This window comes from Mesorhizobium sp. M0518 (assembly GCF_040321125.1).
In the GTDB taxonomy this organism is placed as follows: domain Bacteria; phylum Pseudomonadota; class Alphaproteobacteria; order Rhizobiales; family Rhizobiaceae; genus Mesorhizobium.
Map to the genome: position 1 here is coordinate 1 of NZ_JAMYQY010000018.1, position 21,943 is coordinate 21,943.

21 protein-coding genes and 1 tRNA gene are annotated in these 21,943 nt (G+C 62.8%); 10 read left to right on the plus strand and 12 right to left on the minus strand.

What is annotated here, in order from left to right:
- Positions 1-166: 166 nt before the first annotated feature.
- Both NKI66_RS23550 and NKI66_RS23555 read left to right on the plus strand, forming a co-directional pair.
- Complete coding sequence (locus tag NKI66_RS23550) at positions 167-1,060, plus strand: sugar phosphate isomerase/epimerase family protein (protein ID WP_128304689.1); 894 nt, start codon at positions 167-169, stop codon at positions 1,058-1,060.
- Between the two features lie 339 nt (positions 1,061-1,399).
- Positions 1,400-1,753: a cupin domain-containing protein gene (locus tag NKI66_RS23555; RefSeq protein WP_127266678.1), complete on the plus strand. Its 354-nt coding sequence runs from the start codon at positions 1,400-1,402 to the stop codon at positions 1,751-1,753.
- A gap of 172 nt (positions 1,754-1,925) precedes the next feature.
- Here the strand turns inward: NKI66_RS23555 and NKI66_RS23560 are convergent, their stop codons facing one another.
- The 3 genes from NKI66_RS23560 to NKI66_RS23570 all read right to left on the minus strand — a co-directional run bounded on the left by NKI66_RS23560 (position 1,926) and on the right by NKI66_RS23570 (position 3,920).
- The gene (locus tag NKI66_RS23560; RefSeq protein ID WP_352753170.1) at positions 1,926-2,486 is read right to left on the minus strand and encodes a cytochrome b; all 561 of its coding nucleotides are present in this window, start codon (positions 2,484-2,486) and stop codon (positions 1,926-1,928) included.
- Positions 2,487-2,596: 110 nt separating this feature from the next.
- A tRNA-Arg gene (locus tag NKI66_RS23565) sits at positions 2,597-2,673 on the minus strand.
- An 83-nt stretch (positions 2,674-2,756) separates the two neighbouring features.
- The gene (locus NKI66_RS23570; protein WP_352753172.1) at positions 2,757-3,920 is read right to left on the minus strand and encodes a M20 aminoacylase family protein; all 1,164 of its coding nucleotides are present in this window, start codon (positions 3,918-3,920) and stop codon (positions 2,757-2,759) included.
- Between the two features lie 211 nt (positions 3,921-4,131).
- Between NKI66_RS23570 and NKI66_RS23575 the strand changes: the two genes are divergently transcribed.
- Positions 4,132-5,295: a D-alanyl-D-alanine carboxypeptidase family protein gene (locus NKI66_RS23575; protein WP_352753174.1), complete on the plus strand. Its 1,164-nt coding sequence runs from the start codon at positions 4,132-4,134 to the stop codon at positions 5,293-5,295.
- Positions 5,296-5,298: 3 nt separating this feature from the next.
- On the plus strand, positions 5,299-6,435 hold the full coding sequence (locus NKI66_RS23580) for a CobW family GTP-binding protein (RefSeq protein WP_352753176.1): 1,137 nt from the start codon (positions 5,299-5,301) through the stop codon (positions 6,433-6,435).
- Positions 6,436-6,444: 9 nt separating this feature from the next.
- On the opposite strand, the gene NKI66_RS23585 is transcribed toward NKI66_RS23580, so the two are convergent.
- The 5 genes from NKI66_RS23585 to NKI66_RS23605 all read right to left on the minus strand — a co-directional run bounded on the left by NKI66_RS23585 (position 6,445) and on the right by NKI66_RS23605 (position 10,343).
- Positions 6,445-6,681 (minus strand): sulfurtransferase TusA family protein, encoded by a 237-nt coding sequence (locus tag NKI66_RS23585; RefSeq protein WP_352753178.1) that lies wholly within the window; start codon positions 6,679-6,681, stop codon positions 6,445-6,447.
- 8 nt (positions 6,682-6,689) lie between these two features.
- Positions 6,690-7,988 carry a L,D-transpeptidase family protein gene (locus tag NKI66_RS23590; RefSeq protein ID WP_352753180.1) on the minus strand — a complete coding sequence of 433 codons (1,299 nt, stop codon included), beginning with the start codon at positions 7,986-7,988 and terminating at the stop codon, positions 6,690-6,692.
- 217 nt (positions 7,989-8,205) lie between these two features.
- Positions 8,206-9,156, minus strand: coding sequence for an acetyl-CoA carboxylase carboxyltransferase subunit alpha (locus tag NKI66_RS23595; protein ID WP_023811063.1), 951 nt, complete (start codon positions 9,154-9,156; stop codon positions 8,206-8,208).
- Positions 9,157-9,255: 99 nt separating this feature from the next.
- Entirely contained in the window at positions 9,256-10,173 is a 918-nt protein-coding gene (locus NKI66_RS23600) for a site-specific tyrosine recombinase XerD (protein WP_352753182.1), read from the minus strand.
- 17 nt (positions 10,174-10,190) lie between these two features.
- Positions 10,191-10,343, minus strand: a complete 153-nt coding sequence (locus NKI66_RS23605; protein ID WP_013529356.1) for a hypothetical protein — start codon at positions 10,341-10,343, stop codon at positions 10,191-10,193.
- 206 nt (positions 10,344-10,549) lie between these two features.
- Here NKI66_RS23605 and NKI66_RS23610 point away from each other — a divergent pair, with 206 nt between their 5' ends.
- From NKI66_RS23610 to NKI66_RS23620, 3 genes are read left to right on the plus strand one after another with little or no spacing between them, the layout of a single operon-like run.
- A complete protein-coding gene (locus tag NKI66_RS23610) occupies positions 10,550-11,161 on the plus strand; it encodes a shikimate kinase (protein ID WP_023811065.1) in 612 nt (203 codons plus the stop codon).
- Positions 11,158-12,300, plus strand: coding sequence for a 3-dehydroquinate synthase (aroB, locus tag NKI66_RS23615; protein WP_352753184.1), 1,143 nt, complete (start codon positions 11,158-11,160; stop codon positions 12,298-12,300). The genes NKI66_RS23610 and aroB overlap by 4 nt, the downstream gene beginning before the upstream one ends.
- Positions 12,297-13,193, plus strand: coding sequence for an HlyC/CorC family transporter (locus tag NKI66_RS23620; protein WP_352753186.1), 897 nt, complete (start codon positions 12,297-12,299; stop codon positions 13,191-13,193). The genes aroB and NKI66_RS23620 overlap by 4 nt, the downstream gene beginning before the upstream one ends.
- Before the next feature lie 24 nt (positions 13,194-13,217).
- On the opposite strand, the gene NKI66_RS23625 is transcribed toward NKI66_RS23620, so the two are convergent.
- From NKI66_RS23625 to NKI66_RS23635, 3 genes are read right to left on the minus strand one after another with little or no spacing between them, the layout of a single operon-like run.
- The gene (locus NKI66_RS23625; protein ID WP_023811068.1) at positions 13,218-14,759 is read right to left on the minus strand and encodes a SpoVR family protein; all 1,542 of its coding nucleotides are present in this window, start codon (positions 14,757-14,759) and stop codon (positions 13,218-13,220) included.
- A 9-nt stretch (positions 14,760-14,768) separates the two neighbouring features.
- Positions 14,769-16,079, minus strand: a complete 1,311-nt coding sequence (locus NKI66_RS23630) for a YeaH/YhbH family protein (protein ID WP_352441756.1) — start codon at positions 16,077-16,079, stop codon at positions 14,769-14,771.
- Between the two features lie 17 nt (positions 16,080-16,096).
- Positions 16,097-18,046 (minus strand): PrkA family serine protein kinase, encoded by a 1,950-nt coding sequence (locus tag NKI66_RS23635; protein WP_352441755.1) that lies wholly within the window; start codon positions 18,044-18,046, stop codon positions 16,097-16,099.
- A gap of 241 nt (positions 18,047-18,287) precedes the next feature.
- Between NKI66_RS23635 and NKI66_RS23640 the strand changes: the two genes are divergently transcribed.
- Together NKI66_RS23640 and NKI66_RS23645 are read left to right on the plus strand one after the other, a co-directional pair.
- On the plus strand, positions 18,288-19,094 hold the full coding sequence (locus NKI66_RS23640; protein ID WP_352554447.1) for an alpha/beta hydrolase: 807 nt from the start codon (positions 18,288-18,290) through the stop codon (positions 19,092-19,094).
- A 100-nt stretch (positions 19,095-19,194) separates the two neighbouring features.
- On the plus strand, positions 19,195-20,748 hold the full coding sequence (locus NKI66_RS23645) for an acetolactate synthase large subunit (RefSeq protein ID WP_352753189.1): 1,554 nt from the start codon (positions 19,195-19,197) through the stop codon (positions 20,746-20,748).
- 30 nt (positions 20,749-20,778) lie between these two features.
- On the opposite strand, the gene NKI66_RS23650 is transcribed toward NKI66_RS23645, so the two are convergent.
- Entirely contained in the window at positions 20,779-21,081 is a 303-nt protein-coding gene (locus tag NKI66_RS23650; RefSeq protein WP_128304678.1) for a BolA family protein, read from the minus strand.
- A 182-nt stretch (positions 21,082-21,263) separates the two neighbouring features.
- On the opposite strand from NKI66_RS23650, the gene NKI66_RS23655 reads away from it, so the two are divergent.
- On the plus strand, positions 21,264-21,893 hold the full coding sequence (locus tag NKI66_RS23655) for a J domain-containing protein (RefSeq protein ID WP_032909134.1): 630 nt from the start codon (positions 21,264-21,266) through the stop codon (positions 21,891-21,893).
- The last annotated feature ends 50 nt before the right edge of the window (positions 21,894-21,943 follow it).

The following is a 21,943-nucleotide window of genomic DNA, read 5'->3' on the forward strand; positions in this document are numbered from 1 at the left end:
GCCCCCCCCCCCCGGCGGGCCCCCCCCCCCCCCCCCCCCCCCCCACCCCCCCCCCGCCCCACCCCCTCACCCACACCCCGGGCCCCCCCCCCCCCCCAAACCCCCCCCCCGGGGGGGGGGGGCGGGTTCCCCCCCCCCCCACCTCTTGTCAGCACCGGAGACGATGATGTCGCGCATTGGAATCCATTCTTTCGTCTGGTCGGCGAGCTCGGCACAGGCTGATCTCGAGCGCACGCTGGCCAACACCAGGGAGGCCGGCTTCGACCTCATCGAATTCTCCTATCTCGACCCCGCCAATGTCGACATCGGCGGGCTCGCCAGGCGCATCGCCGATCTTGGCCTCGGCGTGGCGATCAGCATCGGATTGCCTGTTGATGGCGACATTTCGAGCGCCGACAAGGCGATTGCCGCGCGCGGCGTCGAAATCCTCAACGACACCATCGCGCTGACGCGCGATCTCGGCGGCCGGAAGGTCGCCGGCATTCTCTCCACCAGCCACGGATTGCAGGTCGAGGCGCCGACGCGCGATCAATGGCAGCGCAGTGCCGGCACGCTGGCCAAGGTTGCCGAGACAGCCAAGGCGGCCGGCGTCACGCTCAACCTCGAGATCGTCAACCGCTTCGAAAGCAATCTGCTCAACACCGCCGCGCAAGGGCTGGCCTTCATCGAGGACACCGGCTCGGACAACATCTTCCTGCATCTCGACACCTTCCACATGAACATCGAGGAGGCCGATGTCGGGCTGGCCATCCGTCATGCCGCGGACAAGATCGGCTATGTCCATATCGGCGAAAGCCATCGCGGCTTCCTCGGCACCGGCAATATCGATTTCGCCGCGATCTTCGATGCGCTGACGGCTATCGGCTACAGCGACGACCTCAGCTTCGAATCCTTCTCGTCTGAAATCGTCGATGAGAACCTGTCGAAGAAGACCGCGATCTGGCGCAATCTCTGGACGGACAACATGGCGCTGGCCAAGCACGCGCGTGCTTTCATCGGTCTGGGAATGGAGACGGCAAGGCGCAAGGCGGAACTCGTCTCGGCGCGGCACAAACCCTGACCCGCCCGTCGAGAGCCGAAGGACGCCGCGTGCGCCGCAGGGCTGGGTTTCGAACTCAGATTAACAAAAGGCCTCGTGGTAGCCGTTTTGGCAGCTTTTGTGCCGCCGGTTTTTTCCGAGATAGGAATTTTTTCTTGACCCGGTGACCTCAGCTATGGTACATATTTGCCTATGGTGCTGATTTGCGCCAGTGACCCGCCGCACAGGCGGGTTTTTTGTTCGATGCACCGTCAGCCAAGGTGCCGGCCGTTGGCGCCGGCATTGCCCGCGGCAGGTGCATCGGTTATCTGACCGGCCAGGCAAACAACGCCACGCAATCCACCAAACGGAGCCCAGCACATGACACGCGAGACAATCCTCAAATTCGGCACCGTCGAACACGCGGACGCCGGCGATCTGGCTGGCTGGATCGTCGTCGAGGGCAAGCCGACCATGCAAACCGCCGTCCAGCACACGACCGAGGACGGCAAGGTGCTGTCGGGCACCTGGCGCGCGACGCCCGGCACCTATCACGCCACCTATACCGACTATGAGTTCGTGCACATGATCGCCGGCCGCATCATCATTACGCCGGACGGCGGCACGCCGGTCGAGGTCGGCCCCGGCGATGCCTTCGTGGTGGAAGCCGATTTCAAGGGAACCTGGAAGATCATCGAGCCGGTGACGAAGCATTTTGTCGTCAGGGTTGGCTGAGGCGGATCGGCGACCCCGCGTGCGGAAAACGGTGCGGTTGCTGTCACGGCAGGACCGTATCACTGCCGCATCCCGGAGCAGGCGCGGCACGCCTGAACCTTGGCGTGTTCGTCGCTCTTGTCGCGTAGGCTAGGCGGCATGAGCAGCCGTCCTCATCCGCAAGCGGCATTTTCTATTCCCGCGATGCGGTGTTCGACCGGCTGAAGAACATGCTTCGCATGACGCCATCGCGCAGCAGCACGAAATGCACCAGGGCAGCCAGGATGTGAACACCGGCAAGTCCAAGCAATACCCAGACCAGCTTTGCATGGATGAGTGCGAATCCCCTTGCCGAAAGCGCGCTGACGGACGGCGCCAACGGCACAGGCAAGTTTCCGAAAAGCCGCGCGGGAGGCATGAAAGGCATTGGTCGGTAGCCCAGCCATCCCGTTATCAGGACGGCGAGAATCGCAACGTAGAGAAACATATGGAAGAAAGCCGTCGCAAACCGCATGGGCCGTGAGGCTTGCCTGACAGGGGCGCGGGTAAAGATGCGCCAGCAAAGTCTGAGGACGATGATGGCAAGGATCGTCACGCCGATCGACATGTGAAGCGGAAGCCAGTTCATCGTCGCCATACCCGGCCCGTCCATCGGCCCAAAGGCAACGGCGATTTGCGCCGCGAGCGCGATCACGGTGAGCCAATGCAACAGACGAATGCCGAAATGCCAGCGCAGGCGAGGGTTCTCCTTCACATCCGAAGCCCGACTCTTGTCAAATGCAAGAAGGAGGGCGTGATGGTTTCATCCGCTCCAGCGGCCAATTCGCAAAGAAGTATGGCGGCTCACCAAGTCTTTGAGAAGCATGGTGATCCCGACAGGAATCGAACCTGTGACCTACAGATTAGGAATCTGCCGCTCTATCCTACTGAGCTACGGGACCACGCGGCCAGACACATAGCCGCTTCGGATCGTTTCGCCAAGAGGCCGGCCGATGGCAATTCGGCCGGCTTTGCGCTGCCGTCGTCAGGCGGCCAGCGCGGTTTCCGCCAGTTTCACCCAGTAGCTCATGCCGTGCGGGATGACCTCGTCGTTGAAATCGTAGGCCGGGTTGTGGAGACCGGCGGTGTCGCCATTGCCGATGAAGATGAAGGCGCCGGGGCGGGCTTCGAGCATGTAGGAGAAATCCTCGCCGCCCATCACCGGCTGGATGCCGCGGTGGACATGGGCGTCGCCGGCGACACTCGTCGCGACATCGCCGGCAAACACCGTTTCTTCCGCGTGGTTGAAAGTCACGGGGTAATTTGCCTGGTAGTCGACCTCGATCTTGGCGCCGAACGCGGTCGCCAGCCCGTCGCAAATGCTGCGGATGCGCTCTTCGGACTTCTTGGCGATCTCCTTGCGCAAGGTGCGCACGGTGCCGGCGATTTCGGCGGTTTCGGGGATGATGTTGTAGGCGTCACCGGCGTGGAACTTGGTCACCGACACCACCACGGCCTCGACCGGATCGGTGCTGCGCGAGGCGATCGTCTGCAAGGCGCCGACCAGTTGGCTGGTGATGACGATCGGGTCGATCGTGCCGTGCGGCATCGCCGCATGGCCGCCCTTTCCCCTAACGGTAATGGTGAACTCGGCGGTCGCCGCCATGATCGGGCCCGGGCGGAGGGCGAACTGCCCGACAGGCAGGCCAGGCATGTTGTGCATGCCGAACACTTTCGAGATGTCGAAACGCTCCATCATGCCGTCCTTGACCATCTCGTTGCCGCCGCCGCCGCCCTCTTCGGCCGGCTGGAAGATCACCGCCACCGAACCGGTGAAGTTGCGCGTCTCGGCGAGGTATTTGGCCGCGCCCAGCAGCATCGCCGTGTGGCCGTCATGGCCGCAGGCGTGCATCTTGCCGGGGATGGTCGAGGCGTAGGGCTTGCCTGATATCTCGTTGAGCGGCAGCGCGTCCATGTCGGCGCGCAGGCCGATGGTCGGGCCTTCGCCCTGGCGGCCGCGGATGACGCCGACGACGCCGGTCTTGCCGAGCCCGGTGACCACATCGTCACAGCCGAAGGCTTTCAGCTTCTCGGTGACGAAGGCGGCGGTCTTGAAGACGTCGAAGTTCAGTTCTGGCGTCTGGTGCAGATGCTGGCGCCAGCCGGCAACTTCGTCCTGCATTTCGGCGGCACGGTTCAGGATTGGCATGATGGTTCCATCTCGCTGTTGGGACAGCGGCGTTGGCCGCTGCCTTGCAATTGTGATCGCCAGGCACTTTGCCATCTTGGCGTCACATAGAGTAAATAGCACCGCAACAATGGGTCCGGTTTTTGAGGGTCGGACCATATGCTGGCGATCGCGTAACGAAATCTTACGGAGCCAGGGGCGACTACGGCAAGAGGCGATTTCGGATTTGATCATGCGGTACAGGCATTTCCTCAAACTATTCTCGGCTGGCACAATCGCGCTATGGGTCGTGGCCGGGCCGGCGCTGGCCAATCCGGTGGTCGTGTTCGACTTGAACAGCGGCAAGATCCTGCAACATCAGGATGCGTTCAAGCGCTGGTATCCGGCATCGCTGAGCAAGCTGATGACCGCTTATGTCACGTTTCGGGCGATCGCCGCCGGCGAGGTCCAGCTGGATTCGCCGATCAAGGTGACCAAACACTCCGCCGCCGAGCCGCCAAGCAAGATGGGCTTCAAGCCGGGCTCGGTGATGCGGCTCGACAACGCGCTGAAGATGATGCTGGTCAAATCGGCCAACGACATCGCCATGGCCGTCGGCGAAAATGTCGGCGGTTCGCAGGCGGCTTTTGCCGACCGGATGAACGCCGAGGCGACCCGGCTCGGCATGAACGGCACGCATTTCGTCAATCCGAACGGGCTTTTTTCGCCTGACCAGTACACGACGGCGCGCGACCTCGCCGTGCTGGTGATGGCGATCCGCCGCGAATTTCCGCAATATGCGCCGTGGTTCTCGATCGAGGGTCTTGCCGTCGGCAAGAAGGCTATTCCCAACTACAATCTGCTGATCGGCCGCTATCCCGGTGCCGATGGCATGAAGACCGGCTTTGTCTGCCCCTCCGGCTTCAACATGATCGGCTCGGCGACGCGCAATGGGCGCACGCTGGTCGCGGTCGTGCTTGGCGAGAAATCGGCGGTCATCCGCGCCGAGACCGCCGCGAGATTGCTCGACCAGGGTTTTGACACGCCGGCCGCCGGTTCGGCCACCGTCACCACGCTGGCGCCCTATGGCGACACCGTCTCGCCCAACGACATGCAGGACGAGGTCTGCAAGAAGAAGGCGCCTGCGGAACAGTCCGAGGCGCCGCCGGTTGCCGCCAAGAACGTGCCGAAATCGCCCTATCAGGAAAAGCTCGACCATGTGCCGACGCTGGTTGCCGTCGGCCTTGGCGGCGCCACCGGTCCGGCGCCGAAGGCCATCCTCGACCAGGGCGGCCAGGAATATGCCGACGTGCCGATCCCGAGCTGGCGGCCCGACAGGCCGGCACCGGCCGGCACCGGCCCGAAGATTGCCGGCTCCGCCGCACAGGGCGACCAGCCGGCCAAGGTTGCGAACTAGCCAATGGGTAGCGGCTTCCCGATCCCAGTCTCGGTGCTGACCGGTTTCCTCGGCGCCGGCAAGACGACGCTGCTCAACCGGCTGCTCAAGGATCCGGCGCTGGCCGATACGGCGGTGATCATCAACGAGTTCGGCGAGGTGGCGATCGACCATCTGCTGGTCGAGCAGTCTTCCGACGGCATCATCCAGCTGTCGGACGGCTGCCTGTGCTGCACGGTGCGCGGCGAACTGGTCGACACGCTGGCCGATCTGGTCGACCGGCTGCAGACCGGCCGCATCGCCCGTCTGGCCCGCGTCATCGTCGAAACCACCGGCCTTGCCGACCCGGCGCCGGTGCTGCAGTCGATCATGGCGCATCCCGCACTCGTCCAGGCTTTCCGGCTCGATGGCGTCATTACGCTGCTCGACGCAGTCAATGGCGATGCCACGCTCGATGCCCATGTCGAGGCGGTCAAACAGGTCGCCGTCGCCGATCGCATCGTGCTCAGCAAAGCCGATCTGGTCACCGATCCCAATGAGCTGGAAATGCTGCGGGCGCGCCTGCGGCAGATCAATCCGGGCGCCGAACTGCTCGATGCCGGCGATACGGAGACAGGCGTGGCGGCGCTGTTTGACTGCGGCCTCTACAACCCGGCAACCAAATCCGCCGATGTGCGGCGCTGGCTGGGCGAGGAAGCAGCGCATGATCACCATCATCATGATCATGATCATGATCATGATCACCATGATGGGCATGATCACGAACATGGCCGTGACCATGGGCATCGCCACGATTCGCGCGTGCGTTCCTATTCGCTGGTGCATGACGGCCCGGTGCCGTTTTCGGCGATCGAGATGTTCCTCGACCTGCTGCGTTCGACGCATGGCGAGCATCTGCTGCGCATGAAGGGCGTCATCGAGCTCAGGGAAGACCCGTCGCGGCCGCTGGTGATCCATGGCGTACAGAAGATCCTGCATCCCCCGGTGCAACTGCCGTCGTTGCCCGATGGCCAGCGCGGCACGCGGCTGGTGCTGATCACGCTCGATATGCCGGAAGACTATATCCGCAGGCTGTTCGCCGCCTTCACCAACCGGCCGTCGATCGACACGCCCGACCGCGCGGCGCTGGAAAACAACCCGCTGGCGATTGCCGGGCGTTGAACTCTACGATTACGGCGCGCCGCGCTCGATCAGAAAGCGATGGCCGCCGGAGACCGCCGCCGTTTCAATCAACTGGTGGCCACTCTCCGAACAGAATGCCGGAATGTCGATGACGGCGAGCGGGTCCGTGGTTTCGAGCCACAGCCGGCTGCCCGGTTGCATCCCGGCCAAGCGCTTCTTGGCCTTGAGCACGGGCAAGGGGCAGTTCAGCCCCTTGAGGTCATAAATAGCGGCGCGATCATCCACGGGCGAAATCAACCGCCGAACATGCCGAGCAGCTTGTTCTTCAGCTTCGTCACGCGGCTCTCGTCGGCACTCGCCGCTTGCGTCTCAGCCATCGGTGCCGCTTCCGAAGGGGCCGCGATGGTCGCGGTGGCGACAGGGGCTTCCTTGGCGGCCTTTTCGGCCTCCTTTTCAGCCAGGGCCTGAGCCTTGGCGGCTTCCTTGGCTTGCTTGGCCGCCTCTATGGCAGCCAGCCTCTGCTCCTCGGCCTTCTGCTTGGCCGCCTTTTCGGCATCGAGGGCCGCCATCTTGCGGCCGGCAGGCGAATCGATGCGGCCCATGCGTGCCGTCTCGGTGACCGAGCCGTCATTGTTGAGCGATGGCGGATCGATCGGCACGCGTTCGCCGCGTGCGCGGCGCTTGGACCAGTCGGAGACGATGCTGGCTTCCTTGATACCGGCGATGGTCGGCTTGGGCGCCGGCACGCTGGCCTTGACCGCGCCGCTGAACGCCGCGTCGTAGGTGCTCATGTAGGAATTGTAGGCGCTCTTCAGCGAATCAGGCTGCGTCGTCGCCGGGCAGGCGCCGGTCGGATCGAATGTCTGACCGTCGGCGGCAACCTGGTTGAAGACGTAGCGCTTCTCGCAGACATCGACCTTCGGCGGCACCTTGGTGATCTCGAAATTGTCGTAGCCGACCTTCAGCATCTTCCAGAAATCGTAATTCGGGTCGTTGCGATAGCGCGCCATGTTGGCGGCGGTCATGCGGAACGGAAACGCCTGGATCTGGAACTCGGTCTGGCCGCCCTGGAAGGCATCGCGGCCAAAGGCATAGATCTGCTCGATCTGCGCGTCGGTCATCGAATAGCAGCCCGACGACGAGCAGGCGCCGTGCACCATCAAATTGGAGCCGGAGCGCCCGTTGGCGCGGTCATAGGCGTTGGGGTAGCCGATGTTGAAGGACAGATGGTAGTTCGAGCGTGGATTCATCTGCGCCGGGCGCACCGTGTAGAAGCCTTCCGGCGCCTGGCGGTCGCCTTCGGTGTATTTCGGCCCGAGCTTGCCCGACCATTTGCAGATGTCGTAGCTGGCCACCATGTCGTAGCGGCCGTTGGTCTTGGCCTTCCAGATTTCGAGCTTGCCCTCTTCCTTGAAGATGCGGGCCATCACCGAAGAGGTGCGGACCATGCCCTTGGCTCTCATGTCGGCGAGGATCTTGTCGGGCAGCGGCTTGTTGGCCTCCGGGGCAAAATCCTTCATCGACGAATTGTTGCAGCCGGCAACGCCGAGGGCGGCGATCAGGATTCCGGTGCGGGCAAGCTTGATAAACATGGCTGCGGATATCGTCTTTTCTCTGGCGCCAGGACGTTTCCTGCCCCGGCTGCTGCACTGCGCATCGACGGACCCTAAGCCCGTTAACCCTAACAAATTCCTTACCGCAAGTGCCGACGCATCCCCCTGCGGCAGTCTCATTGAGCCGAATGCAGCGGCATTTTTGTGGCAAAAATGCTCGTAGCCGCCACATTGTGGCGGGCAAGGCTGCCTGCGGTCAGAGACTGCGGCCCATGGCCAGGTATTTTTCGCGGCGCTGCTCGCGGAAATCGGTGTTGGCGCCGGCAAAGTCCTTCATCGTCCTGGCGATCAGGTCTCCGGTCGCGCCGATCACGGTTTCGGCGCCGCGATGCGCGCCGCCGAGCGGCTCGGGGATGATGGCGTCGATGATCTTCAGCTCCAGAAGGTCCTGCGCGGTGATCTTCATGTTGGTTGCCGCATCCTTCGATCGCGTCGTGTCGCGCCACAGGATAGAGGCGGCACCTTCCGGCGAAATCACCGAATAGATGGCGTGTTCGAGCATGTAGACGCGGTTGGCGGTGGCGATGGCAATGGCTCCGCCCGAACCGCCTTCGCCGATGACCACCGAGATCGACGGTACTTTCAGGCCGAGACAGGTCGAGGTTGAACGGGCGATAGCCTCCGCCTGGCCGCGCTCTTCAGCGTTGACACCAGGATAGGCGCCGGCCGTGTCGACCAGCGTCAGCAGCGGGATCTTGAAGCGGTCGGCCAGTTCCATCAGCCGCACCGCCTTGCGGTAGCCCTCCGGGCGAACTGAGCCGAAATTGTGCTTCAGGCGGCTGGCTGTGTCGGAACCTTTTTCCTGGCCGATGATGGCAATGGGCTCGCCGCGGAAACGGGCGAAACCGCCGACGATCGCCTGGTCCTCACCGAAATTGCGGTCGCCGGCCAGCGGCGTGAAATCGGTGAACAGGCCCTTGATGTAGTCGACGCAATGCGGCCTGTCGGGATGGCGCGCCACCTGCACCTTCTGCCACGGCGTCAGCGCCTTGTAGGCATCGCGCAGCGCGTCGCGGGAGCGCTTCTCGAGACGGCTGATCTCGTCGCCAACATCGACCGCCTCGCCATTTTCGGCAAGCTTCTTCAGCTCGAGGATCTTGCCCTCGAGGTCCTGCACCGGCTTTTCGAAATCGAGGTAATTATACATGCGTGAGCGGACCGATACGTCGGAAGGCAATGGCTGACGGAACCCTTGAATCCAAGGCTCCGGGCGGTGGAATGTCGTCCTCACATAGCGATATGAGGCCTAGTCGGCAAGCGGATGATGATCGTTGACCAGCCGCACCAGCCGCTCTTCCAGCACATGGGTGTAAATCTGTGTCGTCGATATGTCGGCATGGCCAAGCAATTGCTGCACGGCCCGCAGATCGGCGCCGTTCTGCAGGAGATGGCTGGCGAAAGCATGGCGCAGCACGTGCGGCGAGATCTTCGCCGAGGCAATGCCGGCCCTTGCCGCCAGCCCTTTCAGGTCACGCGCGAAGACCTGGCGCGAGAGATAGCCGCTGTCGGAGGCGGCCGGAAACAGGAACGGACTGTCGGCGAAGGCGGGCACCTTGGCACGGGCGGCAAGCCAGGTCTTCATCGCCGTGCGCGCCTTGGCGGACAGCGGCACCATGCGCTCCTTGTCGCCCTTGCCGCGCACCATGAAGAAACGGTCGTCGCGCTGCGCCACCGTCACCGGCAGGCCGACCAGCTCGGAAACGCGCAGGCCGGTGGCGTAAAGCACCTCGACCAGCGCATGCAGGCGCAGTGACGCCAGACTGTCCCCATCGCCCGACGAGACATCGCCGGCCTCAAGCGCCGCACGGTCGATCAGCCGGCCGGTGTCGGCCTCGCTCATCGTCTTGGGCAGCGGGCGGCCCTTTTTCGGGCTGTCCAGCGTGCCGGTCGGGTCATCGCCGCGCAGGCCTTCGGCGTAGAGGAATTTGAAGAACTGGCGGATCGCCGACAGTTTGCGCGCCTGCGACGTGGCTGCAAAGCCGCGGGCGGCAATGTCGTCGAGATAGGCGCCGATATCGGCGGCGGCGGCACCGGCCAGCCCGCCATCGATCGCGCCAGAAGCGTCCTCGAGGTCGCGGCGGTAGGAGGAAAGCGTGTTTTCGGCCGCGCCCCGCTCGGCGCTCATCATTTCCAGAAAGGCTTCGATGCGCGCGGCGCTGTTCATTCAACTTTTCTTCGGGTTCAGCTCTTCTTGGGGTTCAGCTTTTCCGGAGGGATGCGCACGCTCATTTCCCCCTTCTTTGGCTCGACGAACATCACCAGGGCGAACATCGTACCATAGGCAATGCCAGCCAGAATCGCTGTTACCACGACAAAGCGAAACAGTGTCGGCATCAATTTTCGCCCGTCTTCTTGTTCTGCGTTTCCAAACCGTGTCCCCTTATGGGACGCCAATCCCGCCAATTCAAGAAGCTGGGGCCTGTTAGCAACTTCTCATGCAGACCCTGCCGGTCCATATCGGGTTCAAGGCACTTGCCACGCTTGACGCAAACGGGCTTTTCATGTCGATACGCCGGCAAAGAGGGCCTTCGAAACATCCGATGAACGCGCTGCCAGCAAATCCTCCAGACGAGACCCACGCCGCGTTGCTTGGCCGGCTGGGCAGCCGTTCCGTCGTCTTCGTCGGACTGATGGGCGCCGGCAAGACGGCGATCGGCCGCAAGGTGGCGACGATGCTGGCGCTGCCCTTCATCGACAGCGACCAGGAGATCGAAAGCGTCTCGCGCATGACCGTTCCGGAGCTGTTCGAGCGCTATGGCGAGACCGAATTCCGGGCGCTGGAGCAGCGCGTCATCCTGCGCGTGCTGGAAAACGGCCCGCAGGTGCTGTCGACCGGCGGCGGCGCCTTCATGAATGCGCAGACGCGCGAGGCGATTGCAGCGCAGGGCGTGTCGGTATGGCTGAAGGCCGAGCTCGATCTTCTGATGGACCGCGTCTCCAAGAAGCAGAACCGGCCATTGTTGAAAAGTGCCGATCCGCGCGCCGTGCTGGAGCGGCTGATGGGCGAGCGCTATCCGGTCTACGCGACATCGGACGTCACCGTGCCGACCCGCGACGACCGCAAGGAAGTCATCGCGACCGAGGTGGTGGACGCGCTGTGCCGGCATTTCGGCATCGATGAGACGACGGCGGCGGGCGAGGTGGAATCGTGAGCATCGATGCACCCGTTGTCGTCGAAGTAGGCCTTGGCGATCGGACCTATGACATTCTGATCGGCTCGGGGTTGTTGGCCCGCGCGGGCGCGGAGATTGCGCGCCGGCTGCCGGGCACGCGCGCCGCGGTCGTCACCGACGCCAATGTCGCGGCAGCGCATCTCGCTGCCCTTCAGGCCAGCCTCGAAACGGGCGGCATCCAGACCGCCGTGATCACGTTGCCGCCCGGCGAGAAGACCAAGAGTTTTGCCCGTCTCGAAGAGGTGGTCGACGGTGTGCTGGCTGCGAAACTGGAGCGCGGCGACATCGTCATCGCCTTCGGCGGCGGCGTTATTGGCGACCTTGCCGGCTTTGCCGCCGGCATCGTGCGGCGCGGCATGAATTTCGTGCAGATCCCGACCTCGCTGCTGGCTCAGGTCGATTCCTCGGTCGGCGGCAAGACCGGCATCAACAGCCCACGCGGCAAGAACCTTGTCGGCGTCTTCCATCAGCCGAAACTGGTGCTGGCCGACACCGGCGTGCTCGACACGCTGCCGATCCGCGAATTCCGCGCCGGCTATGCCGAACTCGCCAAATACGGGCTCATTGACCGGCCGGAATTTTTCGCCTGGCTGGAAAAGAATTGGGTCCAGGTTTTTGCCGGCGGGCCGGAGAGGGCGCAGGCTATTGCCGAAGCCTGCCGCGCCAAGGCCGATGTGGTTGCGCGCGACGAATTCGAGACCGGCGACCGCGCGTTGCTCAATCTCGGCCACACATTCGGCCACGCGCTGGAAGCCGCCACCCAATATGACGGAAGCCGCCTCGTCCATGGCGAAGGCGTCGCAATCGGCATGGCGCTGGCCTACCGGTTCTCGTCACGGCTCAATCTGGCCAGCCCCGACGATGCCGCGCGCGTCGAGTCGCATCTGCGCGCCGTCGGCCTGCCTTGGCGGATAGCCGACATCCCGGGCGAATTGCCTGACGCCGAGGCTCTGCTGGCCTTCATCACCCAGGACAAGAAGGTGTCACGCGGCGCGCTGACCTTCATCCTGACGCGCGGCATCGGCCAGGCTTTCATTGCCAAAGATGTTCCGGCATCGGAAGTGCTGTCGTTTCTGACAGAAAACCATCCTGACCAGCAGAAGATGCGGCCGAGATGACCAACGAGCCCGGCTGGATCGTCGTTGCCGTCCTTGCCATCCTCATCGCGCTGCTCGTTGCCGTGCGCACGCGCCTGCTTGCCATGTTCGGATACGAGCTTTCGCGCATCGAGCCGCAGCGTTCCAGCCAGGACGAATTGCGCGGTGCGGTCGACGATTTCCGCCGCGACGGCCAGGTGGTGCGCGAGTATCGCGACCGCGTCGGCGGGCTGTTCGATCTCGCCGAGCTGGAAGTCTCCGACGTCATGGTCCACCGCACCAACATGCGCTCGGTCAATGCCGACAATGCGCCGGAAGCGGTGGTGCGCGAGATTTTGCAAAGCCCGCACACCCGCATGCCGCTGTGGAAAGGCTCGCTCGACAACATCGTCGGCGTGCTGCATGCAAAGGATCTGCTGCGCGCCTTGAACGAAGTCGGCAACGATTTCTCCCGGATCGACGTGATGAAGATCGCCTCGAAACCCTGGTTCGTGCCCGACACCACGACCTTGCAGGAACAGCTCAACGCCTTCCTTCGCCGCAAGGCGCATTTCGCCGTCGTGGTCGACGAATATGGCGAGGTCGAAGGGCTGGTGACGCTGGAGGACATTATCGAGGAGATCGTCGGCGAGATCGCCGACGAGCATGATGTCGACATACAGGGCGTCAAGCAGGAGGCCGACGGCTCCGTCGTCGTCGACGGCACGGTGCCCATCCGTGACCTCAACCGGGCTCTCGACTGGAACCTGCCGGATGAGGAGGCCACCACCATTGCCGGCCTCGTCATCCACGAGACGCAATCGATCCCCGAGGAGAAGCAGGCTTTTACGTTCCACGGCAAGCGCTTCGTCGTGATGAAACGCGACAAGAACCGGATCGCAAGGCTGAGGATCAGGCCAGCCGGCGACACCTGATACGCGCAGGGAGGCCGGGGCACGTCATCCGGCGATCTGGCTGGTCGAGCGTTCGTGGATCGTCGCGCCGGTCTCGGCATCTATGGCGGCCAGGCTGACTTCATAGCCCCAAAGCCTGCGAATGTGACGAAGCGTGGCGTCGCGGCTGGCATCCTCGAGAAGGATGCCGTCATTGACCTTGTGCTGCAGCCGCAAATGGCGGTCGCCGAGCAGATCGACATCCACCACCTGAATGTCCGGCCGGTTCGCGCCGAGATCGTAACTGTTGGCGAGCGCGTCGCGTATCTTGCGGTAGCCGCGCTCGTCGTGGATCGAGGTGACCTGACAATGCGGTTGGTCGGCAGCGTCGCCGAGCACAAAAAACCGCCATTTCCGGATCATGGCCGGACTGAGGTACTGGCGGATAAACGATTCGTCGCGATGATCGGCCCATGCGTCAAGCAGGACCTCGCGCCAGTTGCCCTGGCCGGCGATGTCGGGAAACCAATCGCGGTCCTCGGCCGTGGGTTTGGTCGAGATGCGCTGAATGTCCTGCATCATGTCGAGGCCGAGAGCATAGGGGTTGATGCCTGAAAAGCGCGGATCGTCGAAGGCCGGCTGAAAGACCACGTTGGAATGATTGCGCAGGATTTCGAGCATGGCGCCTTCGCTGATCTGGCCGCGGTCGAACAGCATGTTCATCAGCGTATAGTGCACGAAAGTGGCACAGCCTTCGTTCATCACCTGTGTTTGCCGTTGCGGGTAAAAATATTGCGCGATGACGCGGACGATCCTGATGATCTCACGCTGCCAGGGCTCCAGGACCGGGCTGTTCTTTTCCAGGAAATAGAGCAGGTTTTCCTCAGGCAGGTTGAGCGATTTCTTCCGCTCCGGGTCCTGGCCCTTTTCGTTGGTCGCTTGCTGGGAAGGCGGCAGCGTACGCCACAAGTCGTTGTAGGAGCGCTCCTCGTATTCGAGACGCTCGCGAATTCCTTCGCGTTGCCGTTCGGACGACAGCCTCGGCGGCCGGTGATAGCGAAACACGCCCTGATCCATCAGCGCGTGAGCGGAATCGAGAACAGCCTCGACGGCGGCGAGGCCGTGCCGCTCCTCGCAACGGACTATGTAGCCCTTGGCGAAGTCCAGGTAGCCGAGGATCGCACCCGCATCCGTCCACTGTTTGAACAGCTGATTGTTCTTGAAGAAATGATTGTGCCCGAGCGCTGCATGGGCCGTCACCAAGGCCTGCAGGGCCATGGTGTTTTCCTCCATCAGATAGACGATGCAGGGATTGGAATTGATGACCAGTTCATAGGCAAGCCCTCGCCCGCCTTTGCGATAGAGCAGATCCTGGTGGAGGAAATGTTTGCCGAAAGACCAGTGACGGTACATCAATGGCATGCCGATGGACGAATAGGCGTCGAGCATTTGTTGCGACGAGATGATCTCCATCTGAACGGGATAGGTGTCCAGATGAAGCTCTTCGACCGCAAGTGCCTCGATCGCGTCATAGGCCCGCGACAATGTTTTGAAATCCCAGTCTGACCCTGAGAAAAGCAGACTGGATTTGCTCGCTTGTCTGGCCATCGGGAACCCTCACGCTCTCTTGAGGGAGGCCGGCTGCCTGCCGAAGAGCTGGCGAAAGACCGGGTAGATATCGGCGGGTGTGGCGATGCGGCTCATCTGGAAGTTCGGCCACTTCTGGTCGATGGCGTTATAGGCACGCCACAGCGACGTCCCGTTTTCGGTCGAGCCGAAAATATGGGCTTCACGCTCGTCGATGATCTCGACATAGGCAAAATATTGGCACAGCCGCATGAGTTCGCCGTTGAGCAGCGAAATGCATCGCTCTGAATCGCCGGCGAAATTGTCGCCGTCCGAGGCCTGGGCGGCATAGATGTTCCAGTCGTGGGCCGGGTAACGGCTGGCGATAATACGGTGCATTTCCTCCAGCGCGGTGGAAACGACGGTGCCGCCGCTTTGGGTGTTGTAGAAAAATGTCTCCTCGTCGACCTCCTGAGCCAGGTGCGTGTGGCGGATGAAGACAATCTCGATGCGGTCGTAGCGTCGTTTCAAGAACAGGTGCAGCAGCACGAAGAAACGCTTGGCCAGATCCTTCTCGCGCTCGCCCATGGACCCGGACACGTCCATCAGACAGAACATGACGGCATTGGCGTTCGGCACCGGCCGGGAATCGAAGCGGTTGAAGCGGATGTCGACCGGATCGACATAGGCAATCCGGCGGCGGCGTCGTTCCAGCCGGTCAAGCTCTTCGCGCAATGCCGCGATACGCTGGCGCGCGTCGACGCTGGATGGCGCCGACTCGAGCGAGGCGATTTCCTCGAGGAGGACATCCAGTTCGACCTGCTTGGGGCGCCTCAGCGCAATGCGGCGGCCGTGGCTGTTGCGCATCGTGCGGCCGACATTGATGTTGGTCGGCGAACCGGTGGCGGCGAAGCCGGCTCTGCGCGGCTTGAAGGCAAGGATCTCCTTGAGGTTGAGCTTGACCATGTCCGGGAGCTCGAGATCCTCGAAGAACAGATCGAGCACTTCCTCGCGCGACAGTACGAAACGAAAGTCGTCCTCTGATGCCTTGTTTCCCGGGGACGATGCTCCCCCGCCGCCTCCGCCGGGCTTGGGGATCAGGTCTCCGGCGGAGAAATGCCTGTTGCCCGGCAAGATGTGCTGACGCCTGCCGGTGTCGCCGGCGTTGTTGAAGCTCGGCTCGCTTGTGCCTCTTTCGGGCATGCGCACGGCGTGCTCGGAATCCGCGTCGGCAATCCTGCCGGTGCGGATCTGGTCGCGTATGCTCCGCTTCAATTCCTCGCGCGCGCGTCGGAGGAAGCGCTGGCGATTGCCGAGACTCTTGTCTTTCGGGTTCAGGCGGCGGTCGATGAAGATCGGCATGGAACCATCCGGGTTCTCTAACCCGCCCTGTTCACCCGCATGTACCAGTCCACAAGGCGACGAACCTGCCGCTCGGTGTAGCCGCGCTCGACCATCCGCTGCACGAATTCATTGTGCCGCTTTTCCGTGACGCTGTCCTGCTTGGAGCCGAAACTGATCACCGGCAGGAGGTCCTCGACCTGGCCGAACATGCGTTTCTCGATGACTTCCCGCAGCTTTTCGTAACTTGTCCACGCCGGGTTGCGGCCATGGTTTCTTGCACGGGCGCGCAGCGTGAATTTCACCACCTCGTTGCGGAAGTCCTTGGGATTGGCGATGCCGGCCGGTTTTTCGACCTGCGAAAGCTCGTTGTCCAAAACCTCGCGGTTGAGGATCTGGCCGGTGTCGGGATCCTTGTAGTCCTGGTCTTCGATCCAGGCGTCGGCGTAGGCGATGTAGCGGTCGAAAAGGTTCTGGCCGTACTCGCTGTACGATTCCAGATAGGCTTTCTGGATCTCATGGCCGATGAATTCGGCATACCGCGCGGCCAGCTCGGACTTGATGAACTCCAGATAGGCGGCTTCCGTCTCCTTCGGAAACTGTTCGCGCTTGATTGCCTCCTCCAGGATGTACATGAGATGCACGGGGTCGGCGGCCACCTCTTCGGTGTCATAGTTGAAGGTCTGCGACAGGATCTTGAAGGCAAAGCGCGTGCTGACGCCGGCCATGCCCTCGTCGACGCCCGCGGCGTCCCGATATTCCTGAACCGACTTGGCCTTGGGGTCGACTTCCTTGAGGTTCTCGCCATCATAGGCGCGCATCTTGGTGTAGAGCGGCGAATTGTCGTGCTCGGCCAACCGGGTCGAGACGGTAAACCGGCTGAGGATGTCCAGCACCTCTGGAGCGCAGGGACTGGCGGCCAATTCGCTCTCCCGCAGCAGTTTCTCGTAGATCTGCCGCTCTTCGGTTATCCGCAGGCAATACGGCACCTTGACCACGAGGATGCGATCGAGAAAAGCCTCATTGTTCTTGTTGTTCTTGAACTGCAGCCATTCCGACTCGTTGGAATGGGCCACGATGATCCCCTGATAGGGAAAGGCGCCGAAATTTTCGGTGCCGTTGTAGCTGCCTTCCTGGGTGGCGGTCAGCAGCGGATGCAGGACCTTGATAGGCGCCTTGAACATTTCGACGAATTCAAGCAGGCCCTGGGTGGTCCGGTTCAGTCCGCCACTATAGGAATAGGCGTCCGGATCGGATTGGCTGAAATTTTCCAATTGCCGGATATCTACCTTGCCAACCAGGGCCGAAACGTCCTGATTGTTCTCGTCGCCGGGCTCGGTCTTGGCGATGCCGATCTGGCGCAGTCGCGAAGGCATCAGCTTGACGACGCTGAACTTGGAAATGTCGCCGGAGAGTTCATCGAGGCGCTTGGCCGCCCATGGCGAAATGAGCCCATTCAACCGGCGTCGGGCAATGCCGTATTTATCCTCCAGCAGGTCGCCCATGCGATCGGGATGGAAAAGACCAAGCGGCGATTCGAAAACCGGGCTGACCTGGTTGCCGACCTTCAGCGTGTAGATCGGGCGCTGCTCCATCAACTTCTTCAGCCGCTCGGCAAGGGACGATTTGCCGCCGCCGACCGGGCCGAGCAAATAGAGGATTTGCTTGCGTTCCTCGAGCCCCTGCGACGCATAGCGAAAATAGCCGGCGATGCGCTCGATTGTGTCCTCCATGCCATAGAAATCGGCAAAGGAGGGGTACACTTTCAGGGTCCGGTTGGAGAATATGCGGCCGAGCCGCTCATCCTTGCTGGTGTCGACCAGGTTCGGCTCGCCGATCGCCTCGACCATCCGTTCAGGCGCTGAGGCATACATCGACTTGTCCTCGCGGCAGGCAAGGAGATATTGCTGGATGCTGATCTCTTCCTGCGTCGCGTTGGTGTAAATTTCCGAAAACAGATCGAAGACGTCAGACTGGTTCTCTCGCATGATGCTTTTGCCCTCGGAGCCGCTGTGGCTTCCATTCGGCTCACCTCGCATTCAACTGTCGGGGGGTACCGTTTGTTCCCTTCATGTGAAGAGGTGGCTACGATCATAAGGATTTGAGGCCACTCCGGGATCAAGGCGCTCGGTGCGGAGCGGTATTCAGCGCGGGTAGCGGGTGTGTGGCGAATCCCTGACTGGACGGCTGGGGCCGCCGCGTGCAGTCTTGCCTCGTCAGGAGACAGTGATGATCGATCGACGAAGCCTGATCATGGCCTCGGTGGCGGCGATGCTGCCATTGGAAGCATCGGCCGCGTCGGAAACACGCCGACCCACGCCAAAAACCTTAGACTACGGGCCGGCCAAGCTCGACATCTATGCGCCCGATGGTGCAATGGACCTGCCGGTCGTGTTTTTCGTTCATGGCGGCACCTGGCAGTTTGGCAAACGCAGTCAGGTCGACGCCAAACCGGCCTTCCTGCTCGCCAACGGCTTCTGCTTCGTCTCTATCGATTACCGCATGTTGCCGCAGGCCGATGTCGCCACCCAGGCCGGTGACGTCGAAAAGGCCTACGCCTACATCAGGGCCAACATCGCCCGGCATGGCGGCGATCCCAACCGCATCGTCGGCATGGGCCATTCGGCCGGCTGCCATCTGATTGCGCTGACCGGCATGCGCGGCGGGTTGCCCGGCATAGCTGCGCTCATTCTCGACGATACCAGGGCCTATGATCTTGCAGCACTTGCCAAGAAGGGCGGCATGGTGCGGGCCTATGCCCGCGTCTTTTCCGATCCCGCGCAATGGGCGGCACTGTCGCCGGCCAGCCATGTCGACGGCCGCAGGCACCCGCCGACTTTCATTGCCTATTCGCGCGCCCCTGGCCGCGGCGAGGACTCCAAGGCCTTTGCCGAGCGCCTGCGCGCGACGGGCACCAAGGTTACGCTGTTCGACGGCAGCGCCTACACGCATATGTCGATCAATCGGGATTTCGGCGAGGATGGCGACGCGCTGACCGCGGCCGCGCTGGCATTCCTGAAATCGACGGTTGGCTGATCTTTACGGCACTGGATCAGATCAAAAGTGGCGGCGGGACATTGCTGTGCGGGCGCGCCTGGGTGCAAGTGCTCTTCGATCGTGAGCGGGAGGGAATTGCATGAACGGCGCCGATGTCCTGTGTGACGTGCTTCTGGCCAATGATGTGACAGTCTGCTTCGCCAATCCCGGCACCTCCGAAATGCACTTCGTTGCAGCACTTGACCGCAAGCCGAAAATGCGTTGCGTGCTCGGGCTGTTCGAGGGGGTGGTGACCGGGGCCGCCGATGGCTATGCGCGGATGACCGATCGGCCGGCCGCGACGCTGCTGCATACCGGTCCCGGCCTGGCCAACGGTCTCGCCAACATGCACAATGCCCGGCGTGCCTTCAGCCCGATGATCAACATCGTCGGCGACCACGCCTCTTACCATCTGCCGCTCGATGCCCCGCTCACCAGCGATATTGAAAGCCTTGCGGCGCCGATGTCCAACTGGGTCGGCCGCGTCAAGGGCCCGGCCGATATCGCGCCGGCAGCTGAAGCAGCCTTTCGCGCCTCGCTGACACCACCCGGCGTCGCGACGATGATCCTGCCGGCGGATGCCGCCTGGGGCGAAGTCGACGCGGTTTCGGTCGGCAAGGTGACGCTGGTGCCAGCGCCGGCCGTCGATATGGACGCCGTGCGCAAGGTCGCCGCGGCGATCCGTGCCGCTCCGGGCCGGGCAGGCATGATTGTTCGCGGAAAGGCCGCACGCGCCGATGCGCTCGCCATCGCCGGGCAAATCTCGACGGGCAGCGACGTCCGGCTGTTCGGCGAGGTTCTGATCGCACGGATGCAACGCGGGCGCGGGCGTGTCGCGCCGACCCGCATTCCCTATCCGGTCGACGCGGCGATGGCTGTGCTCAGGGATGTCGATGTTCTGATCCTGGTCGGCGCGAAGGAGCCGGTTGCCTTCTTCGCCTATCCGGGAAAACCGGGACGGCTCGTTCGGGAAGGCTGCGAGGTGCTGACACTGGCCGCCCATGGCGACGATCTGCATGCGGCGCTGGAGGCGCTTCGCGACGAACTTGGCATCAAGCCGCCGCAACGACAGGTGCTCGCGGCCGCTTTTCCCGACGAGGCAACGCCGAGCGGCAAGCTGACGGAAGATGCGATCGCGCTGTCGGTGGCGCGCAAACTGCCGGCCGATGCGATCATTTGCGATGAAGCGGTCACCTCGGCCAGGCGTTTCTTCGCGCTGTCGGCCTTTGCAGCGCCGCACGACTACATGATGGGCACGGGCGGATCGATCGGCGGCGGCATCCCGATGGCGACCGGGGCGGCAATCGCCTGTCCGGACCGCAAGGTGATCAATCTCGAGGCCGACGGCAGCGGCATGTACACGGTGCAGGGATTGTGGACGCAGGCGCGGGAAAAGCTCGACGTGGTGACGATCGTGTTTTCCAACCGAACCTATGCGATCCTGCATGGCGAGATGAAGAATGTCGGCGTCGGCGCCATCGGCGAGAACGCCAGGCGCATGCTCGACCTCGACTATCCCTCGCTCGACTGGGTGTCGCTGGCCAAAGGCATGGGCGTGGAGGCGGCCCGCGCCGAGACCTGCGAGCGGTTCGAAGCGCTGCTGGACAGCGCGCTGTCACGGCGTGGGCCGTTCCTCATCGAAGCGGTGCTCTGAGCGCGGCGAAAAACGATAGGCGGAACCGAGCTACCAGCGGGTCTTTTCGCCGGGAGCCGCCGGTTCGATCGCCAGCGCGTGCACGCCGGCCTTCAATTCATCGGCAAGCAGTTCATTGACGGCGCGGTGACGGTCGATGCGGCTCATGCCGGCAAAGGCGGAAGCGACGACGCGGACGCGAAAATGCGTCTCGCCGGTGCCGTCGTAAGTGCCGTGGTGGTCGGAGCCGTGATGGTGGTGACCGGCATGGAGATGGCTCTCGTTGATGATAACCAGCCTGTCCGGCGAAAATGCCTTATTGAGCTTGTCTTCCATGGTCGCCTCTATGGACATCGCCATCTCCCTTCACCAAATATCGCTGGCGTCTCGGCCTGGAAACCGAAAATCGGGTTTCGCGAGGGGCCGCCGCCGTGCAACAAAATCCGCCATTCGCCTGCTTTATGCCGCGATTCAGCGGTTAGGGCGATGATCGCGAAAATGTCAATTCTTGTTTCGCATCTGCGAACGCCCCATAAATGGGTAAGATGAAGCCGTACCCCAAATATTTCGAGAAGATTCGCGTCCGCCCCGACAAGGACGCGGAGCTGAAGTCGCACTCGCCGATCTGCCAGTGGGACGGCTGCAAGGAAGCGGGCACCCATCGTGCGCCGGTCGGGCGCATGAAGGAGGGCGAGTATTTCCATTTCTGCTTCGATCATGTGCGCGAGTACAACAAGGGCTTCAACTACTTTTCCGGCGTGCCGGACACCGAGGTCGCGCGCTTCCAGAAGGAAGCCATGACCGGGCACCGGCCGACCTGGAAGATGGGCGCCAACGGGGCCTCGACGCGGTCGTCGCCCGATATGGCCCAGATGCGTTCCGGCCGGGCCGGCTACTATAACCGCATGCGCGACCCGTTCGACCTGTTCAAGGGACCGAAGGATCCGCGCGAGGCGCGCGAGCGCAAGGCCAAGCCGCTTGAGGCCAAGGCGCTGGAAACGCTTGGCCTTGATACAAAGGCGACTGGCAAGGAGATCAAGGCGCGCTATAAGGAACTGGTGAAACAGCACCATCCGGATGCGAATGGTGGCGACAGAGGTTCGGAAGACCGGTTCCGCGATGTGCTGCAGGCCTATCGCGTGCTCAAACAGGCGGGCCTGTGCTGAGCGGCCATACGGTTCGTGTCGTTTTCCAACTTTCATAAGGTTGGAAAAGG

What these genes read in the sequence shown, in the direction of transcription:
- NKI66_RS23550 (WP_128304689.1), top strand. Translation starts at nt 167, where the DNA reads ATGTCGCGCATTGGAATCCATTCTTTCGTCTGGTCGGCGAGCTCGGCA.
- NKI66_RS23555 (WP_127266678.1), top strand. Translation starts at nt 1,400, where the DNA reads ATGACACGCGAGACAATCCTCAAATTCGGCACCGTCGAACACGCGGAC.
- NKI66_RS23570 (WP_352753172.1), bottom strand. Translation starts at nt 3,920, where the DNA reads ATGCCAATCCTGAACCGTGCCGCCGAAATGCAGGACGAAGTTGCCGGC.
- NKI66_RS23575 (WP_352753174.1), top strand. Translation starts at nt 4,132, where the DNA reads ATGCGGTACAGGCATTTCCTCAAACTATTCTCGGCTGGCACAATCGCG.
- NKI66_RS23580 (WP_352753176.1), top strand. Translation starts at nt 5,299, where the DNA reads ATGGGTAGCGGCTTCCCGATCCCAGTCTCGGTGCTGACCGGTTTCCTC.
- NKI66_RS23590 (WP_352753180.1), bottom strand. Translation starts at nt 7,988, where the DNA reads ATGTTTATCAAGCTTGCCCGCACCGGAATCCTGATCGCCGCCCTCGGC.
- NKI66_RS23595 (WP_023811063.1), bottom strand. Translation starts at nt 9,156, where the DNA reads ATGTATAATTACCTCGATTTCGAAAAGCCGGTGCAGGACCTCGAGGGC.
- NKI66_RS23600 (WP_352753182.1), bottom strand. Translation starts at nt 10,173, where the DNA reads ATGAACAGCGCCGCGCGCATCGAAGCCTTTCTGGAAATGATGAGCGCC.
- NKI66_RS23605 (WP_013529356.1), bottom strand. Translation starts at nt 10,343, where the DNA reads ATGCCGACACTGTTTCGCTTTGTCGTGGTAACAGCGATTCTGGCTGGC.
- NKI66_RS23610 (WP_023811065.1), top strand. Translation starts at nt 10,550, where the DNA reads ATGAACGCGCTGCCAGCAAATCCTCCAGACGAGACCCACGCCGCGTTG.
- NKI66_RS23620 (WP_352753186.1), top strand. Translation starts at nt 12,297, where the DNA reads ATGACCAACGAGCCCGGCTGGATCGTCGTTGCCGTCCTTGCCATCCTC.
- NKI66_RS23625 (WP_023811068.1), bottom strand. Translation starts at nt 14,759, where the DNA reads ATGGCCAGACAAGCGAGCAAATCCAGTCTGCTTTTCTCAGGGTCAGAC.
- NKI66_RS23630 (WP_352441756.1), bottom strand. Translation starts at nt 16,079, where the DNA reads ATGCCGATCTTCATCGACCGCCGCCTGAACCCGAAAGACAAGAGTCTC.
- NKI66_RS23635 (WP_352441755.1), bottom strand. Translation starts at nt 18,046, where the DNA reads ATGCGAGAGAACCAGTCTGACGTCTTCGATCTGTTTTCGGAAATTTAC.
- NKI66_RS23640 (WP_352554447.1), top strand. Translation starts at nt 18,288, where the DNA reads ATGATCGATCGACGAAGCCTGATCATGGCCTCGGTGGCGGCGATGCTG.
- NKI66_RS23645 (WP_352753189.1), top strand. Translation starts at nt 19,195, where the DNA reads ATGAACGGCGCCGATGTCCTGTGTGACGTGCTTCTGGCCAATGATGTG.
- NKI66_RS23650 (WP_128304678.1), bottom strand. Translation starts at nt 21,081, where the DNA reads ATGTCCATAGAGGCGACCATGGAAGACAAGCTCAATAAGGCATTTTCG.
- NKI66_RS23655 (WP_032909134.1), top strand. Translation starts at nt 21,264, where the DNA reads ATGGGTAAGATGAAGCCGTACCCCAAATATTTCGAGAAGATTCGCGTC.